Source organism: Cryobacterium sp. M15 (genome assembly GCF_002929675.1).
Taxonomy (GTDB): domain Bacteria; phylum Actinomycetota; class Actinomycetes; order Actinomycetales; family Microbacteriaceae; genus Cryobacterium; species Cryobacterium lyxosi.
The window spans coordinates 236,294-252,997 of sequence record NZ_PJJW01000041.1 but is presented as its reverse complement, the minus strand read 5'-3'; the positions used below and the strand labels follow the sequence as shown (position 1 = coordinate 252,997).

The following is a 16,704-nucleotide window of genomic DNA, read 5'->3' as shown; positions in this document are numbered from 1 at the left end:
ACGGCTGAGGGAACCGCTATTGTGAAACGGTCCCTAGTCTGGTGTCCGAGGAGTCGACAGAGGGAGCCAGCCCGCCGCGCTTTTACGGAAGACCGCAGGATCCAGGTGCGACGATCCTGCGGGGATTGCCCCGAGCAGCGGTACGCCCAGCGACTCGAAATACCGGCGATTGTCGAGCTCAATTTCAGACGGGTCGTTGGGCCAGGATCCGATGACGATACCCGCGACGGGGATGCCACGATTCCGAAGCGCCTCCAATGTCAGTTCGGTGTGGTTGAGTGTGCCGAGCCCGCTTCGGCAGACCACGATGGCCGCGGCATCGTGTCCGAATGACGCGGCCAGGTCGGCGAGCGTGTGACCGAACCGGTCGAGGCGTACGAGCAGGCCGCCCGCACCCTCGACGACAACCCGGTCGTGGTTTCGGGTCAGTCGGTGGATGCGTTCTAGGTGCTCGCCGAGAGTGGGCAGCGTCGCGAATTCACGGGCCGCTGCGGCGACTGGGGCCATCGGTGCCCCCAGTCGGATGCCCTCAGTGACGGAGCGGACGCCGGAGAGTCGGGCGACCTCGCCCATGTCACCCGGTTCGCCCGGCAGGACGCCGGTCTGTGTGGGCTTGTCGACGGCTACGCTCGAGGTGCTCTTCGGAGGGCTCGGAAGCACAGCCAGTGCGCACGCAAGGGCGGCGGCGGTGATCGTTTTGCCCACATCCGTGTCGGTCCCGGTGACGAAGAGGATGGGGGTTTCGGTGGCGACCGTCATGTGGCCTCCAGCGCAGCCATGACCGTCGTCGGCGTCTGGAACGAAAGGAGTCGAATCCATTCGGGATCCCGCCCCGTGAGCACGAGCGTGGGGAACGCGCGCGCGGTCTCCTCGAGCACGGTGATGGTTTCGAGTTCCGCGAGTTTGGCGCCAAGGCACCGATGGAGCCCGTGGCCGAACGCGAGGGAGTACGCGGTGGGCGTGGCATCTTCCGGATGATGCCCGCTGAGCTCAAGCAGGATCTCCGCACCGGCGGGCAGATTTACTCCCCCCAGCATGCTCTCCGTGGCCACCACTCGACGCCAGGTGTGGACGGACGACTCGGAAGCGAGCAGCCCCCGGACGAACGCAGCGGCCGATGCTCCCTGCGACAGCTCGTGCCACAACGTCCTATTCTGGAGCGCGCGGTAGAACGCAATGTTGATCAACTGCGCCGTCGTCTCCTGCCCAGCGATCACAAGGAAGTAGCCGAGGGAGCAGATCTCGGGGGTGCTCAGCCCGGCGGCGTCGAGCACGCCGAACAGCGAATCGTCTCCCTTGCTCGCAACGACGGTCTCGCGCAGCCACGCATAGAATTCGGCCGCGCTGGTGGCGAGCACGACTTGGCGTTCCTCGTCGGGCCATCCCCAGAATAATTCGAGCGAGTCCCGGCTCCACCGTTTGAGCAGCATCAGGTCGGGACAGTCGAACCCCGTCAGCTCCTGCATAATCACGGGTGGGATGCGGCGGCCGATGATATCCGCGAGGTCGATCGGTCCGCTTGCCAGTGCCTCTGCGGCGGCCTGGCAGCGCTGTCGGGTCAGCTTCGTCACGCGCGGGCCGACCGCGGCGACCTTAGCTGGAGTGAAAAAAGCGCCGACCATTTTTCGGACGGCGCGATGCCGGTCGCCGGTCGCGGAGGCGAGCACCGGTGGCAGGGCGAAGCGCGCGCGACTGAGCACGCGCAAGGCCGCCGTGCAGAGCGGAACCACAGTCGTCAGAGCGTTCGTCGGCACGAACTCGTCGACGCGGCGGAACACTTCCCGCACCTCGCCGGGATCGCGCACGACGTGATATTTCGTGGGGGGCGTTCTCGCCTCCGTTGGGAGGTGCACTGCGTTCGCGGGCATCAGTTTCCGTCCAGGAGCATCGAGGTCATGAGGGCGGTTGCCCAGACCAGCCGGGCGGGGTCGGTGTCTGCGTGCGCCGTCAGTCTCAACCGTGAGATTCCATCCGGAACACTTGGTGGGCGGAAACAGCCGACAAGAATGCCCTCGTCGCGCAGCCGCTCTGTCACCTTCACGGCGATGTCGGGCGATCCGACGCGGATTGATTGTACGGGTCCGGCTGCACGATCCACTCCGCAGGACGAGGCGATCAGGCTCGCGACGCGATGAAGCGCATCCACTCGGGCTGGCTCGGCGAGGATGATGCGACATGCAGCAGCCGCAGCGGCCGCTGGCGCCGGGGCGAGTCCGGTGTCGAAAATAAAACTGCGGGCGGTGTTGACGAGGTGGTCCCGCAGCATTTCCGATCCGAGCACGGCGCCGCCCTGCGCTCCCAATGCTTTGGAGAGCGTGGCGGTCACGACGACGTGGTCTGCTCCCGCGAGGCCGGCGGCATATACGCCTCCCCTCCCCGCTCCGAGCACTCCGACTCCGTGGGCCTCGTCCACGACGAGCAGTGCGTCGTGCGTGGCGCAGAGCATAGCGGCGTCGAGAAGGTTCGGGGCGTCTCCAAGCACGGAATAGATGGATTCGATGACGACGATCGCTCGGGTCTGGGTACGGTTGGCCAGCAGGTCGTTGAGCGCGGCAAAGTTCGAGTGGGGGATCGTTGTGACCGGAGAGCGCGATAGCCGGGCTGCATCGACAAGGGACGCGTGGATGTGGGCGTCGATGAGGATGAGGGTGTCCGGTCCGCCGAGAGCGGTCAGGATGCCGAGGTTAGCTGCATAGCCGCTGGAGAAGGCGAGTGCGGCGGGCTGACCTGTCAGTTCGGCCAACGACTGTTCGAGGTGATTGTGAATGGGAAGTGTGCCCGTCACCACGCGGGATGCGCGCGCCCCCGTGCCGTACCGTTCGGTTGCTGTGATCGCGGCGGCCTTCAACCGCGAATCGGTCGACAGGCCGAGGTAATCGTTGGATGCGAGGTCGAGGGGACGATCAAGCGCTCCCGTTCCAGCATCTTCGTCCGTGCCCGGTGAGATCCGGGTGGCACGCACGGTCCCGCGGCGGTCGCGCACCCGTGCTGCATCGATAAGCCGGTCTTGCATTGTTCCCATCAGCCGTGCACCTGCGCAATGGCTCCACCGATGGCTTCAGCAATGTTCGTGATGTCCTGCGAGCTGCTCACGTAGGGCGGCATTGTGTAGACGAGATTGCGGAACGGCCTCAGCCACACTCCCCGCTCGAGCGCCGCGCGGGTGACTGCGACCACATCGACGGGGCCGTCGAGTTCAATAACACCGACCGCCCCGAGGACGCGCACCTCTCGCACGAAACTGTACGAGGCGGCGGGTGCAAGCGCTGTGGCTAGAGCGGCACCGATCCGTGAGACCCGTGATTCCCAACCGTTCAGCAATCCGAGCGACGCGCTCGCCACGGCGCAGGCGAGCGGATTCGCCATGAACGTCGGACCGTGCAGGAGCACGCCCGGCGCGGATTGCCCAACTATCGTCGCCACCTCGGCCGTGCACAGCATCGCCGCGAGCGTGAGATAGCCGCCGGTGAGCGCCTTCCCCACACACATCACATCGGGAGCGATGCCGGCCCATTCGGTGGCGAATAACTTGCCGGTTCGGCCGAATCCGGTCGCGATCTCATCGAAGATCAGCAGGATGCCGTGTTGGGTTGCTACCCGCCGCAGAGCTTTCAGACACCGTGGCGCGTATACATACATACCTCCCGCGCCTTGCAGGATCGGTTCTACGATGATGCCGGCGATCTCGGCACTGTGCCTGAGGATCGTCTCCTCCATCGCCTCCACCCAAGAGTCGACGGCTACATCGTCGGTGACGAGCCGGCCATCGATAAGGGTGGCTTTGGGTGGCCGCTGAAGGAACAGCTGGGCTGGTATCAGGTTGGGGAATGCGGAGTGCATTCCATCGATCGGGTCGCAGACGCTCATCGCCCCGACGGTGTCCCCGTGGTAGCCGCCCCGAAGCGCTAAGAATTGTTGGCGGCGAGGACGGCCAGCAGACGCTTGATACTGGACGGCCAGTTTGAGGGCGACCTCCACCGAGACGGATCCGGAATCGGCGAAGAACACGTGCGCGAGTGGCTCGGGTGCGAGGTTCACCAGTTGTTCGGCCAGTCGCACCGCGGGCTCGTGGGTGAGTCCGCCGAACATCACGTGGCTGAATTGATCGATCTGTTTCCGGAGTGCCTCGTCGAGGACGGGATTCCGGTAACCATGGATGGCACTCCACCAGGAGCTCATGCCGTCGATTGCCTCGAAACGGGTGCCGTCCTCCGACCTGAGGTGCAATCGCACCCCGGATGCGCCGGTGACCTCGTACGGCGCCGGACCGTTGAGCGCTGCGTATGGGTGCCAGACCAAACCGCGATCACGCTCCACGAGGGACCGCGCAGCGGCACGGGACTTAGGCATTGGGCGCGACGTGCGTGCCGGCTCCCCGCTGGCGGAGAGTGACCCCGGAATGGTGGTCAGCGCTGGGTGTGGCACCCAGAACCTGAAAGCCGGCGTCGGCGATCATTGCAAGATCTGCCTGGGCCTCCTGGCCTTCGCTGGTCAGGTAGTCGCCGAGAAACAGGGAATTGGCGACCTGTAGTGCGAGCGGTTGAAGCGAGCGCAGGTGCATCTCGCGACCGCCGGCCATTCGTAATTCGGTGCGGGGGCAGGCAAAGCGGACCAACGCGAGGATGCGCAGGCAGGCACCGGGAGTGAGCAGCCACGTGCCCTCAAGCGGCGTGCCATCGAATGGCATCAGGAAGTTCACCGGGATCGATTCGCTGCCAAGGTCGCGCAGCGCGAACACCGCATCGATCAGCTCGTCGTCGGACTCGCCCATGCCGACGATCAACCCGGAGCACGGCGAAAGTCCCGCATCTTTGGCATGCCCCACCGTCCGTACCCGATCTTCGTATTCGTGGGTGGTGCAGATATCGGCATAGCGAGATTCGCTGGTGTTGAGGTTGTGATTGTACGCGTCGACCCCGGCGGCCTGCAGCTTTTCGGCCTGCCCTTCCTTAAGGATGCCGAGACAGGCGCAGACTTCCACCTGCGGATGCTCCTCTTTCAGACGGTCGACCATGTCGGCAACCCGAGCGACGTCATGGTTGCTCGGTCCTTTGCCACTGGCGACGAGACAGACTCTGGATGCGCCCGCCCGAATCCCAACGGTCGCCTGCTCGACAGCTTCCTCGGGCTTCAGCCAGCTGTACTTCAGGATCTGCGCGGCTGAACCTAGTCGCTGGGAGCAATAGTGGCAATCCTCCGGGCACAGCCCGGATTTCAGGTTCACGAGATAGTTCACCTTGACCATGTTGCCGAAGTGGGCACGGCGGAGCCGGGAACCGGCGGCTATCAACTCCATCAACTCGTCGTCGTTGCTGCGAAGGATGGTGAGAGCGTCAGTGCGGGTGAGCGTACCGTCATTCAGCTGCTGGGCGGCAATTATTTCAAATTTATTGAACACTGTTCAAGTATAGACTTAGACGTCCGGCATTGATTGCCCGGATCGTGCCCGTGAAGGTGCATTAGGACCTACTCAGCCCGACGGAGGATTCACATGGCACTGTCGCGGGAACATATCGTCGACGCCGCGATGACGATCCTGCGCAGCTACGGTCTCGCCTCGCTGTCCATGCGCAACCTTGCCAAGAACCTCGGGGTGCAACCCGGCGCTCTGTACTGGCACGTCAAGAGTAAGCAAGACCTGCTCGTACTGCTCGCCGACCGCATCCTCGCGACGACGCCGGCATGGACAGATCAAGTAGGGGCGCGTTCCGACCGGGCCGACGCGCGCCAGGCTGCGCTGGATATTCGCACAGCATTGACGTCCGTCAAAGACGGAGCCGAGGTGGTCTCGGTGGCCCAAGCCCTCAATCCGAGGCAATTGGCGCCATTGCAGCGACTGCGTGACACGCTTCCCTCCAATCTAACTCTGAGGCAGGCCGAGTGGGGCGCCCGAGCGCTCACCCACTACATCCTCGGCGCCGTGGCTGAAGAGCAGACCCACGCCGAGCTGATCCTGGCCGGCGTCGCCGCCAGCGAAGAGTCGACCGCCTACACGACCGAAGCATTCATCTTCGGAGTTGACGCATTCCTGCGCGGCCTCGGCGCCGCCACCTCCGCACCCTGCACCGTGATCGACCTCGCAACCGAGGATCAACGCGCTGTTCCAAGAAAACAGCTACACGCCGACAGTTGAAATCGAGGAAGACGAGTCTCACGATCGACAGGGCGGCAGCCGGAATGGCGATAGCACGAGGATGAAAGCGCATTCGAACGCGATCGTGCCCCAGGTCGCGAGTTTCGAGAACGCCCGATGTTGCACAAGCCGCAGTCCGCGCGAAAGGTGCCGTGGTCGACCGTTGAAAGCATGTCGGCGGGCCTGCGTGTCCGCGCCTGATCCGGATCTGCTGTCTGGCCGCGTGTATCCCCGACGGAATTCTCCTTGATCGTGAGCACCGTCACACTGCCGCTTTCTCTTGCGAGTCTGGGATGTGCCCGTATATAGAGATATTGCACGTAATTTTGGCCTGACTGATTAGTATGCTCACTCCTCCCCAGCGACGGCCTTGGGCAGAATCACCGGCAGTCCGGCCCGCTCAGCAGACGAACCCACCGGCACCACTTCTGGCGCGTGGGAATTCATGTCTTGGGAGCGAAATCCCCCACTCCCATCCGCTGCCCAACGATTCATGCACGGTTGGCTCGATCCGTTGATGTGGACCGGTTCAAGTTCGGATTGCAAGGGGGTTCGGCTCCTCGAGCCTGTGCTGGCAGCGTGATTGAGTGCTCGGCCGATCAGGCGATACAGGTACCACGCCGCGACACCGATGGTGAGTGACGAGACCGTTCCGAACCAGGGGGCGCTGGCCTCCCAAGTCGGGTAGACGACCCAGTGGGTGAGGTAGATGAACAGGGATGCGCTGGCCAGCAGTCGAACGGCCGGAACGAGGGCGCGTGGCATCCGCAACCGTTTCACCCAGATCAGCAACAGTATTCCGGCCACCACGACTGCTTCGCGCGCTGGATCCCCGAAAAATCCGATCGTGCCGACGATCGCCGCCGCCGATGCCGCCACACACTTCCAGCTATTGTCGGCGCGGGCGATGACCCAGCCGAGCACGAAAGACCAGAGCACGGTGACCGGGGTGTAGCGTTCAATTCCTTCTGCTTCGATGCCGACGAGTGCGAATCGGGTCGTGACGGCTGCCGCGAACAAGACGACCGGGAACGCCCACGGGTGCCGTCGTTCGAGGCGGTCGATCGGGCGAATGAGGAACATTGCAGCAAAGCCGAGCATGGTCCAGACGGCGGCCTCGAGAAACCAGAATTGCCATTGCTCGTTCCACTTGCCGTCGCCGGGGACGAGGTTATTGACCAGCAGCGCTGTGGTCCAGGTGTACTTGCCGGTGAACACGGCGACGGCCCCTATCCAGAGCGTGGCCGGAATCGCGATCTGGGCTGCGCTTCTGAGCAGGCGGCGAACGCGCGTGGCCCCTGCAACGTCGGCGAGCTGAAACCTGGCCAGGTTGTATCCGGCGACGGCGAGCAGCAGGTGTGCTCCGCCCTGAACCGTGATCAGGTCGGCATGGGTGCCGACGATCAGCACGATTGCAAGTGCGCGGAGAACGGCGGGAGTCTCGACCCGGGGAAAGCGGGCCCTCCACACTCCAACTGTCACCGCTCCACGCTTCGCCGTTTCGCCCACGGCCGTGCTGTCGGTCTGTGGGGGAGGGGCGAAGGCCGAGGACGCGAGGTGCCGGGCCGATTGTGCTGGCCAATCCCGCGGCAACGCCCCGAGGAGATCCTCCAGCCGCAGGGCCACCTCGACGTAGCTCAACGAATCCCCGCCGAGCCCGGCGAAAGTGTCGTCGATGGTCGCGTCTGGGCGCCCGAGGAGCACGATGAACAGGTTACGGATCAGGTCGGAGAGTGCGACCTGCCCGGGGTTCGCTGCTGTCGGCGCCTCCTGGGCGTCGATCATCTGGGCGTACCGGACGAGCGAGGCAAGGTCGGGCTTGCCGCTGGCTGTGCGAGGAAACTCGCTAACGGGGTAGACGCGTATCGCGTGCGTGGGGATGCCGAGTCGCGCGGCGGCGCGGGTTCGTGCCCTGTCAACGTGCCGGGCTGCACGGATGAATACGAGCAAGCGTTCTCCGGAGCTTGCCGTACGGGCTTCGATTCCTTCCTCGGCGAGGAGACGTTGGACGGAATCGAGGTCGACCCGGAGTCCGTACACCTTCACGAATCGGTTGAGCCGTCCGACGACCTCGAACATGCCGTCCTCGCTTTGCCGGGCGAGATCGCCGGTGCGAAGTTCGTGGACCGTGCGCCCCAACGCGAAGTCGGCGGGTGTTTCGGCGTAGCCGAGCATGACGTTGGGGCCTTCGTAGACGAGTTCGCCGACGTCGGCTCCCGCCTCGGCATCGATGCGCAGGTGGCCTCCAGGGATGGGGCGGCCGATGCTGCCGGCGGCGTGGTCGGCGAGCTCCGCGGGCACGTACGCCATTCGCGCAGTAGCCTCTGTCTGTCCGTACATCACGAAGAATTCGAACCCGCGACGCTCACCGAGGCGTGCGAAGCGGCGCACCGCTTCTGGGGCGAGGCGGCCGCCGGCCTGGGTGAGGTAGCGGATGCTCACTGGCAACCGATCGGTGAAATCGCCCGCCTCGAGAAGCTCGAAGGTGTAAGGCACGCCGGCAAAAGAAGTGATCCGATGTGTCTCGGCTTCGTCCCAGAACGTCGCGTCGGCCACCGATCGCTCGGTGAGGACGACGCTCGCTCCCGACACGAGGTGGCTGTTCAGAACCGAGAGGCCGTAGCAGTAGTGCATCGGCAGCGTGGTTGCTGCCCGGTCAGCAGGAGTGATGCGCAGGTACGCCGCAATTGCTTGTGCGTTGCTCAGCAGGTTTTGCCGGGACAACCGAACGAGCTTCGGCGACCCGGTGGACCCAGAGGTGCTGACGAGCATAGCGAGGTCGTCGGAGAAGCTGTGCGTGGAGCCGGGCCGTATCTTCCGCAGGCCCGGGCCGTCCTCGCCATGGACGGCAATGACATCAGGGTCGAACCGTTCAGCCAGCGACGCGCGATGAGTCCGTGATGCTTCATCGTCACCCGGTGCAACCAGAAGCACCGGGTGGCCGCCTTCCAAGGCTGCAAGGTAGGTGACGATCGGCTCGATGGCATTTGCTGCTTCCAGCATCACGAGTCGGCGGACACTACCAAGCTCGAGACGGCGTATGGCGACCATCCTGGCCAGCTGGGCGTAGCTGAAATCTCCACTGGCGGCGACGAATGCGACGTCGTCGTCTGAACCATTGAGGAGGGTCAGTCGTGGTGCGGGCATGGTGTGGAGCACGAGAAAACTTTCGAACGGTGCGCACGGGCTAGTTAGGTAAGGATACCCTACATTTCAAGAAATCTCACGGACCGCGAAAGTTCATTTCGCCACTGAACCCGTGTCCACAAACGGGGCAAGGCCAGTCGGGCGGTTGCGACCGTGGTTCGCGAGCCCGGCATCCCGCCAGCGAGATAGCACGCAAGATAGATCCCCCACCACAGGGGCGCCGGTGCGCCAGCGAGTTGCAGGGACCAGGCGATGAGGAATAGCAGCAGCGCTAGGCCGGCCCAGCGAACCTCGGGCAGGCGGCTGTCCGTGCGGACGATCGATGGGGGTGTTGCGAGGACGCGGCCTCCGGTGCGGATTGGCGCATCTGACAGTTAGTCCGTCATGCGCTGCCAGCCTCCGCGCTTGTCGATGCAAGGTCAGCGTGGTGGTGGCGAGGCGTGCCGCCAAGGCTGTGCTCGGCTTGGAAGATCGCGTCGCGCACGAGCTGCGAGGCATGCTCGTTTTCGAGGCGGTAGAAAATGCGTGTGCCCTCTTGTCGTGTTGCCACGATGCGTGCCAGGCGCATCTTCGCCAGATGCTGCGACACCGACGCAGGGCTCTTGTCGACGATTTCGGCCAGATGGCCCACCGACAGCTCTCCCGCGTCTCGCAGCGCGACAATCAGACGCACCCGGGTAGCGTCCGCCAGCATCGAGAAGATTTCTACGGCGAGTTCGACGAAGTCGCCCTCGGGAAGATGACCACATAGCCGCTTATCTGCATCCATGCGCAAATAATAGCAGATACTCGTTGGGGCATCCCGGGGTTCCCTCGTTCAGCGGGCGTCGATGATGCCCATCATGCCGGCGTCTTCATGGTCGAGGATATGGCAGTGGTAGACGCTTCGCCCGCTGAAATCATCGAACTTGACCCGAACTCGTACAGTGCTGCGTGCCGGTATGTTCACGACGTCCTGCCAGATCACCGACTCGACTGGTCGGTCATCCTGTTCAATAATCTGCATCGGCCAGACGTGCAGGTGTATGGGGTGATCGAGAGTGCTGGTGTTGGTGAGGGTCCATTCTTCGATGCTTCCAAATTGTACGGTCGTGTTGACATGGGTGGCATCAAAGGTGCGGTCGTTGATCGTGGCTGACATCATTCCGCCGTTCATGCCGCCCCCCATTCCCATGGCGAACACCAATTCGCGTCGGGCGGTGACGGTAGAAGAACGCAAGTCCGTTGGTGAGAGTTGGTCGGGCACAGCGGCGAATGCGGCGGTGTCGGCGCCGGCGACTGCGAACGTGGCCAGTGCGACATCAGCGGAACTGAACGTGCCGCCGCCCATCATTCCGCCCGACGTGCCACGCTCATAACGGAGCGCGCGCAGGGTGGATGTGCCAGCGCGTGCCGTCACGAGCAGGTCTGCGCGATTGCCCGGAGCCAGGACGACTTCGTCAACGTTGCGGGCGGATTCGAACCGGCCGGAGTCGATGCCCAGGAGGGTGAGTTGCTGTCCGTCGAGTCGAAGATGCAGATAGCGGGAGGTGCAGGCGTTGATGACTCGCCAGCGTTCCCGCTCGCCGGGGCTGGCGCTCAGCAGGGGATCACGCTGCCCGTTCACCAGAACGAGCTCGCCCTCCCGGCCCGTCATTTTATCCATCTCGGTGGCAGCTGAAATGGTGCCGGATGAATCGAAGGTGATGTCGGAGATGACAAGGACGCGCTCCCGGGTGGCGGGAATCTCCTCAGGGTCTTCCACGATGATGGCGCCATAGAGACCTCCGAACACTTGGTCGGCGACAAAGCCGTGGTGGTGCGGGTGATACCAGTACACGCCCGGTGCGTGATTGTCGGGCAGTTCGTACTGGTAGTCGAAGGATTCGCCGGCTTTGATCGTGACGAACACGTTGTCGCTGTTGTTCTTCGGAGAGACGTGGAGGCCGTGCACGTGCAGGTTGCTCGGATCGGTCAGGCCATTACGTAGGCTGACATTGAGAATATCGCCGGCTCGAACACGCAGTGTGGGGCCTGGAACACCCCCGTTGTAACTGAGCGCGCGCACGTCCTTACCGGCAATGCTCACGTGCTGAGACGACGACTCCAATGCCACCGACAGCACGCCTTTGGAGCTGCGCAATTCGGTGGGCTGAACGAAAATGGCCCCGGACGCAGACTCTGAGGCCAGCGGCCTGACTGATTGTTGATTCACGAGCAAGCCAGTCCCTCCGATGGCTACCCCGCCAATTCCTACCCCGCCCAGAATGAGAGCGTTTCGGCGGCTGATGTCAGCCATCATCGGCCTTCGGCGAGCACCCGTATCTGCTCGCGGTACTGCTCTGGTGTTAGCTCCCCGCGAGCGAAACGCTCGTCGAGGATTTTCCGCGCGCTGGTGAGATCGGGCGACGCGGGAACAGCCGGCGGTGCCTGGACAGCCGGCGACGAGGGGCCACTCTGCCCGTTTTTTGTAGATAAACGAATGACGATGTACACGAGAATGGCGACGCCGACCAAAGCCATCAATCCGAACCCCCAGAACCACCCCATACTTCCATTGCTCCACATCATGATGTGATTCCTTTCGTGATCAGTCAATACGTAATGATACCTCTGGGGGTATCTTTTCCTGCTGGAAGTCAGCCGAACATATTCAGATCGGATAAAAGGCCGGTGCCTGGGCCGGTGCAGGAGTGCACGTGGGACAACAAGCCAATCACGTCGTCTGGGGTGTGCCACGCGCTGGGGCAGTGAGGTATCCCGGTGTCGTTCGGCGGTGTGCCGGCTAGCTGGACACCGATACCAGTGTGGTCCAGGTGTTGCCGTAGTCACTGCTGGCGGCGATGCCGGTGGCGTCCGCGACGAGGATCCAGGGTGAGGATCCGCCGACGACGGTGAACGCTTCGGGGGTGCGACCGGTCGTTCCGGTTTGCGTCCACGTCTCGGCGTCCTGGCGCCAGACTCCGCCGTCGGGATCCAGGCCGACCAATCCGCCGCCGGCAAAATCCAGAAGCAGTAGCCCCGGTGCTCCGTCCAACGCGGTGAATGAGCGCCCCGCATCGGTGCTCACCAGAACGCCCGCGGCGGTCGTGGCGTAGAGCAGATCGACCTGGGCTGGATCTGCGCTCAGGTCGCGGAGTGCGAGCTGAGCTCCCGCTGACCACGTGAGGCCGGAGTCGTCACTGACGGAAATGGTCCCAGCTCCCGCGTCGTAACCGTAGACACGAAGGGTACCGTCGTCGAGGGGGACGGCATCCAAATCGTGAAAATCGGTCTTGCCGGCCAGCGACAGCGGTGTCCAGGAAGACGCACCGTCTGTGCTGGAGATAAGTCCCAAATTGGGAAGCGCCAGATCGCTGGGTTCGGCCGGATCAGGGTGGCCCGATGCCATCAACTGGCCGGGCGCGGCCACGGTGAAGCCCATCGTGTCCTGCGCCAGGCCGGCGAGCTGCATCGGTTGGGTCAGGTCTGCTCGTGGCGCTCCGGTCAGATAGGTGTCTGGCAGCATTCCGGTCGGGATGAGCCACACCCCCTGGTGCGTGGCCGCGTAGGTGTCTCCCGTGAGAGGATCGGCGCCGAGTCCATGCACGTGTTCGAAAGCGTTCGCCATGGCGGCAGTGCTGGGCGATACCGCTGTCGGATCTCCATCGTTGGCCGAACACCCCGTCAGAACCATGAGGCTGACGAGCGGTACGGATAACGCACTGATCCGGCGTGTTGATCGGTTGATTTTAACCAAGAGTGACTCCTCGGGCGCTCATGAATGTTTCTGCATCGATGCCATCACCGTCGACGCGCGTTTCAAAGTGCAGGTGGCAGCCGCTGGACGCACCCGTTGATCCCACTATGGCAATGATTTCACCGGCTACAACCATCTGACCGGAATCAACGAGGAGCTGACTGTTATGGGCATAACCCGTCTCGATGCCTTTGCCGTGGTCGATGAGAACCCAGTTGCCATAGGAGCCCTGATAGCCCGAGGTGACAACTTTTCCTCCGGTCGCCGCGAAGACGGGCTGGCCGCAGGGGGCGGCAATGTCGGTGCCGTTGTGAAAGTCGCCGACACCATCAACTGGTTTGTTCGGCCGAGAACCGAACGGGCTCGATATTCGGCCCAGGACAGGTAGAGCCCAGCCTTGATCGCTGAGCTGGCCCGGACTCAGGCTGGCGTATTTTCCATCGCTGGCAACCGTGGTGTACGAGGCCGGTTCAGGTGCTTCCGTGATGGTGTACCCGTCACGTTGAAAGGGAACGGATGTTGTACCCGCGGCGGTGACACTTTGTAGATCGGCCGTCTTCGTGGCGCTCGCAGCTGCCGCCTGCGGTGGTTCTATGTTCACCGCGAGTGCGGGAAGGGACGCGCCGACCGCAAAGAGCGCGATCATCGCCATGGCGCTGGCGGCCGCAGCACGCTGGCGCAGCGGGATGGGCCGAGAGGTGGCTTTAACCGGTGGCGCAGTTTTCGATGAGCCGGATCGGCCCGCACGCACCATGTTCTCCATAGCGCGGATATCGCGGCGTGACATCGGTGGAATGACACCGGGGATGGGCGGCGCCGTGGCGACGTGACCGGTGTTATCCACGGAACACCGTCCCGGAAATACCTATCAGATGAAAAAATTGACGGCGATACATGAATATGTCCTTGCAGGTGATTCAGAAAACGAATGGTGGTGTCCCGGGGCCGGCCTTCCAGAGAAGAACCCGCCCCGAAGGTGCCGCTCTAGAGCGAGGTGAGAAGCTCGGCCATGACGGCGATTTCAGCCGACTGCGTCTTGACGATATTGGCGGCCATCGCCTGGGCATCCGCATTCTCACCATTATCGATTTCGAGCTGAGCCATCGCGACGGCCCCCTCGTGGTGCGCAGTCATCTGTTTCAGGAACAAGGAACTGGCGTCTGCTCCCGAGGCGTGCTGCAACGCCATCATGTCGTCGTCGGACATCATCCCAGCAGAGCTGCCGCCCATGCCGGACATGTCCGACATACTGTTCTCCTCTTCGCCCCACGCCGTCAACCAGTCTTTCAACTGGGCGATCTCCGGTTTCTGCGCAGCCTTGATCTCGGTCGCGAGGTCGACCACGCTTTGATCGAGGTTGTCCTTGGCGAGTAGCTCGTCGCTCATTTGAACGGCCTGTTCATGATGGAGGATCATCATCTGGGCAAAGGTCACGTCGGCGGAGTCAAACGCCGCTGTGCTTTGGCTGGCAGCAGGGCCCGCTGATTCGGCGGCGGGGCTGCCTCCAGAGCATGAGCTGAGAGTGAGAGCTGCTGCCAAGGTCACGGCAGCATACAAGAAAGTTCGGGGGTAGAGCATCGTTCATCCATTCGTCTGTTAGCGGTAGAAACCGGTGCCAGCGGGCACGGCAAAGTTCCGACCACGTGCTGGCTCGGAACTGCATCTCGGTCTAAACGCGACAGATGGAGAGAAGGGTGAGACTGGGCCGCTGACGCGGTTGGGCGCTGATGCGCCAGGAGCTCGACATCACGCAGGTATCGAGCAGGCGTCGATACCTGGCCGGTAGCCGAGTCAGAAATACCAGAACGACGAGAGTCAGTAGCAGAACGCACATCATCGCCAGCAGAGCGCATTCAAGCATCCCGTGGAGGCTTCCGGACGCGATCGCCGCGAAGACGGGAGCTGGCATGACTGCAGCCATACCCGTCACCGACGTCTGGTGCTCCGCAATAGCCGATGATGCAGCAGCCGATGATGCAGCAGCAGCCGATGATGCAGCAGCAGCAGATGATGCGGGGACCAGCGCGGGCATGGCGTGCCCGGCGGTTTCGGAATGAACGGCGAAAACTGCGAACAATAGCGCGGCAAGAGCGAGCAAGGAGACGAACGGAGACGCAGAGGCGGGCGCGCGTAGTCGTCGCACCGCACGATCCAGCGTCATTTCACCTACTTCTCTGCCAGCAGCCCCTGCTGAACTGCCCAATGTCTTCTCTTGCAGAATACCGCACGGCCAGCGGCGAATCCTGAGTGCCGGTTTTACCCGAGCCAAAACCGTGATTTCGACAGCACATTCCGCCGCCATCGCGATCGATCAAGACCACCATCTCTCAGATGGTGATCGTTGATTCCGCCCGTGCCAGAGGTGTCGACTGAGTCGTCCAGGCCCGAAACGCAATGATCCCAGAGAGTATCCCGATACCGGCCAGTACGGTCGCCGTTGGCGCCAACCCGAGCTGGGCGCCGAGTATCCCGGCCAGTGGGTAGGTGACGATGAAACAGGCATGGGACAGAGAAAACTGGGCGGCGAAAACGGCCGGTCGGCTGGTCTCGTCGGAAGAGCGGCGCAACAGTCGCGCCGATGGCGTCAGGATGAGTGCGGTCGCGGCGCCGAGTATGAACCAGATCACGAGGAGACCAGGCCAGGTCAGGGGTATTAGCGGCGCGAGAACAAGACCGGCGAGGGCCAAAAGCCCGGCGGGCAACACCGCACAGCCGAGCAGCATGACGTTTCGGTCGTCAAAGCGCTCGAGTATCCGGGGCAGCGCAAGAGCGACGAGCATGGACCCGAATCCGTAGCAGGCGAGGGCGAGAGCAAAGTCGGACTGAGCGCGGCCTAAATGGCTTTGCACAAGCACGACGGTGTTGACGATGACCATACTGGTCGACGTTGCGACGACCATGTTCATGGCCAGCAGGGCGCGCAATTGCGGTGTGCGCGAGAAGACGCGAACGCCGCGGGTGAGGCGCTCCGAGAATGGTGTTGTCACGGCCACCTGATGAGCCGGCAGAGTGGCGGTGAACACGAGCAGGGCGGAGCCAGCGAACCCGACGATCGTTCCCACAAAAAGGGAGTGGTAGCTGATAACGGTTAAGAGGGCGGCGGCGAGAATCGGGCTGAGGAGCGATTCGAGGTCGTAGGCCAGTCGCGACAGCGACAGCGCCCGGGTGTACTCGCTCTCCCTCGGCAGGACCTCCGGGATGAGGGCTTGGAACGCGGGGGTGAAGGTGGCTGAAGCGGCTTGCAGCACGAAGATGAGCACGTAGATCTGCCAGGCATCGGTGACGAACGGCAGGGAGAGCGCGACGATCGCGCGGAGTGCATCCGCTGATACCAACAGGGTCTTGCGTGGCACGTGCGTGGTCAGCGCGGAAATGACCGGGGCGACGCCGACGTAGGCGAGCATCTTGATGGTCAGTGCGATGCCGAGCACTATCCCGGCGTCACCGCCGGCGAGGTCGAACGCGAGGAGGCCGAGGGCTACAGTGAGCATTCCGGTGCCGATCAGAGCGACAATTTGCGCGCTGAACAATCGGCGATACGTTCGGTTGCGTAGGACCTCAAGCATGAGCGACCGCACAGTGTGTGTCAATGGCTCGCTCGAGCGGATGCCGGTGGTGCGCCGGTGTGCCCACGACGGCATGCCCAGCTTGGACGATCACATCCGCATCAAGCGTGCACATGTCCTTATCTGCATTCATACGCAGA

15 protein-coding genes are annotated in these 16,704 nt (G+C 63.3%); 1 reads left to right on the top strand and 14 read right to left on the bottom strand.

The annotated features are described in order from the left end of the window. Positions 1-33: 33 nt before the first annotated feature. Genes bioD through bioB form a run of 5 tightly spaced genes read right to left on the bottom strand, consistent with a single transcriptional unit; the run spans position 34 to position 5,398 of the window. A complete protein-coding gene (gene bioD / locus CXY83_RS16150) occupies positions 34-759 on the bottom strand; it encodes a dethiobiotin synthase (RefSeq protein WP_104198329.1) in 726 nt (241 codons plus the stop codon). Further along, the gene (locus tag CXY83_RS16145) at positions 756-1,868 is read right to left on the bottom strand and encodes a cytochrome P450 (RefSeq protein ID WP_104198328.1); all 1,113 of its coding nucleotides are present in this window, start codon (positions 1,866-1,868) and stop codon (positions 756-758) included. Before CXY83_RS16145 ends, bioD begins: the two co-directional genes overlap by 4 nt. Continuing rightward, positions 1,868-3,022 carry an 8-amino-7-oxononanoate synthase gene (locus CXY83_RS16140; protein ID WP_338144898.1) on the bottom strand — a complete coding sequence of 385 codons (1,155 nt, stop codon included), beginning with the start codon at positions 3,020-3,022 and terminating at the stop codon, positions 1,868-1,870. The genes CXY83_RS16145 and CXY83_RS16140 overlap by 1 nt, the downstream gene beginning before the upstream one ends. After that, positions 3,022-4,350, bottom strand: coding sequence for an adenosylmethionine--8-amino-7-oxononanoate transaminase (gene bioA, locus CXY83_RS16135; RefSeq protein ID WP_104198327.1), 1,329 nt, complete (start codon positions 4,348-4,350; stop codon positions 3,022-3,024). Before bioA ends, CXY83_RS16140 begins: the two co-directional genes overlap by 1 nt. Then, complete coding sequence (bioB, locus tag CXY83_RS16130) at positions 4,343-5,398, bottom strand: biotin synthase BioB (RefSeq protein ID WP_104198326.1); 1,056 nt, start codon at positions 5,396-5,398, stop codon at positions 4,343-4,345. Before bioB ends, bioA begins: the two co-directional genes overlap by 8 nt. Before the next feature lie 93 nt (positions 5,399-5,491). On the opposite strand from bioB, the gene CXY83_RS16125 reads away from it, so the two are divergent. Then, positions 5,492-6,133, top strand: coding sequence for a TetR family transcriptional regulator (locus CXY83_RS16125; RefSeq protein ID WP_104198325.1), 642 nt, complete (start codon positions 5,492-5,494; stop codon positions 6,131-6,133). A 348-nt stretch (positions 6,134-6,481) separates the two neighbouring features. On the opposite strand, the gene CXY83_RS16120 is transcribed toward CXY83_RS16125, so the two are convergent. The 9 genes from CXY83_RS16120 to CXY83_RS16080 form a co-directional block, all read right to left on the bottom strand. Then, the gene (locus tag CXY83_RS16120; protein WP_104198324.1) at positions 6,482-9,292 is read right to left on the bottom strand and encodes an AMP-binding protein; all 2,811 of its coding nucleotides are present in this window, start codon (positions 9,290-9,292) and stop codon (positions 6,482-6,484) included. A 370-nt stretch (positions 9,293-9,662) separates the two neighbouring features. After that, entirely contained in the window at positions 9,663-10,049 is a 387-nt protein-coding gene (locus CXY83_RS16115) for a metalloregulator ArsR/SmtB family transcription factor (RefSeq protein WP_104198323.1), read from the bottom strand. Positions 10,050-10,097: 48 nt separating this feature from the next. Further along, a complete protein-coding gene (locus CXY83_RS16110) occupies positions 10,098-11,558 on the bottom strand; it encodes a multicopper oxidase family protein (protein ID WP_104198322.1) in 1,461 nt (486 codons plus the stop codon). After that, positions 11,558-11,857 carry an SHOCT domain-containing protein gene (locus CXY83_RS16105; protein ID WP_233201014.1) on the bottom strand — a complete coding sequence of 100 codons (300 nt, stop codon included), beginning with the start codon at positions 11,855-11,857 and terminating at the stop codon, positions 11,558-11,560. Before CXY83_RS16105 ends, CXY83_RS16110 begins: the two co-directional genes overlap by 1 nt. 187 nt (positions 11,858-12,044) lie before the next feature. Beyond that, positions 12,045-12,869, bottom strand: coding sequence for a hypothetical protein (locus tag CXY83_RS16100; RefSeq protein ID WP_104198320.1), 825 nt, complete (start codon positions 12,867-12,869; stop codon positions 12,045-12,047). A 121-nt stretch (positions 12,870-12,990) separates the two neighbouring features. Further along, on the bottom strand, positions 12,991-13,842 hold the full coding sequence (locus CXY83_RS16095) for a M23 family metallopeptidase (RefSeq protein WP_104198319.1): 852 nt from the start codon (positions 13,840-13,842) through the stop codon (positions 12,991-12,993). A 140-nt stretch (positions 13,843-13,982) separates the two neighbouring features. Further along, on the bottom strand, positions 13,983-14,432 hold the full coding sequence (locus CXY83_RS16090) for a DUF305 domain-containing protein (RefSeq protein WP_369831175.1): 450 nt from the start codon (positions 14,430-14,432) through the stop codon (positions 13,983-13,985). A 235-nt stretch (positions 14,433-14,667) separates the two neighbouring features. Then, positions 14,668-15,159, bottom strand: a complete 492-nt coding sequence (locus CXY83_RS16085; protein WP_104198317.1) for a hypothetical protein — start codon at positions 15,157-15,159, stop codon at positions 14,668-14,670. A gap of 166 nt (positions 15,160-15,325) precedes the next feature. Continuing rightward, the gene (locus CXY83_RS16080; protein ID WP_369831174.1) at positions 15,326-16,639 is read right to left on the bottom strand and encodes an MFS transporter; all 1,314 of its coding nucleotides are present in this window, start codon (positions 16,637-16,639) and stop codon (positions 15,326-15,328) included. Positions 16,640-16,704 lie beyond the last annotated feature (65 nt).

Bases quoted from the DNA above. Each gene is read 5' to 3' on its own strand.
- bioA (WP_104198327.1), bottom strand. From the start codon at position 4,350: ATGCCTAAGTCCCGTGCCGCTGCGCGGTCCCTCGTGGAGCGTGATCGC.
- bioD (WP_104198329.1), bottom strand. From the start codon at position 759: ATGACGGTCGCCACCGAAACCCCCATCCTCTTCGTCACCGGGACCGAC.
- CXY83_RS16140 (WP_338144898.1), bottom strand. From the start codon at position 3,022: ATGGGAACAATGCAAGACCGGCTTATCGATGCAGCACGGGTGCGCGAC.
- CXY83_RS16100 (WP_104198320.1), bottom strand. From the start codon at position 12,869: ATGGCGAACGCTTTCGAACACGTGCATGGACTCGGCGCCGATCCTCTC.
- CXY83_RS16125 (WP_104198325.1), top strand. From the start codon at position 5,492: ATGGCACTGTCGCGGGAACATATCGTCGACGCCGCGATGACGATCCTG.
- CXY83_RS16110 (WP_104198322.1), bottom strand. From the start codon at position 11,558: ATGGCTGACATCAGCCGCCGAAACGCTCTCATTCTGGGCGGGGTAGGA.
- CXY83_RS16115 (WP_104198323.1), bottom strand. From the start codon at position 10,049: ATGGATGCAGATAAGCGGCTATGTGGTCATCTTCCCGAGGGCGACTTC.
- CXY83_RS16145 (WP_104198328.1), bottom strand. From the start codon at position 1,868: ATGCCCGCGAACGCAGTGCACCTCCCAACGGAGGCGAGAACGCCCCCC.
- CXY83_RS16080 (WP_369831174.1), bottom strand. From the start codon at position 16,639: ATGCCGTCGTGGGCACACCGGCGCACCACCGGCATCCGCTCGAGCGAG.
- CXY83_RS16085 (WP_104198317.1), bottom strand. From the start codon at position 15,159: ATGACGCTGGATCGTGCGGTGCGACGACTACGCGCGCCCGCCTCTGCG.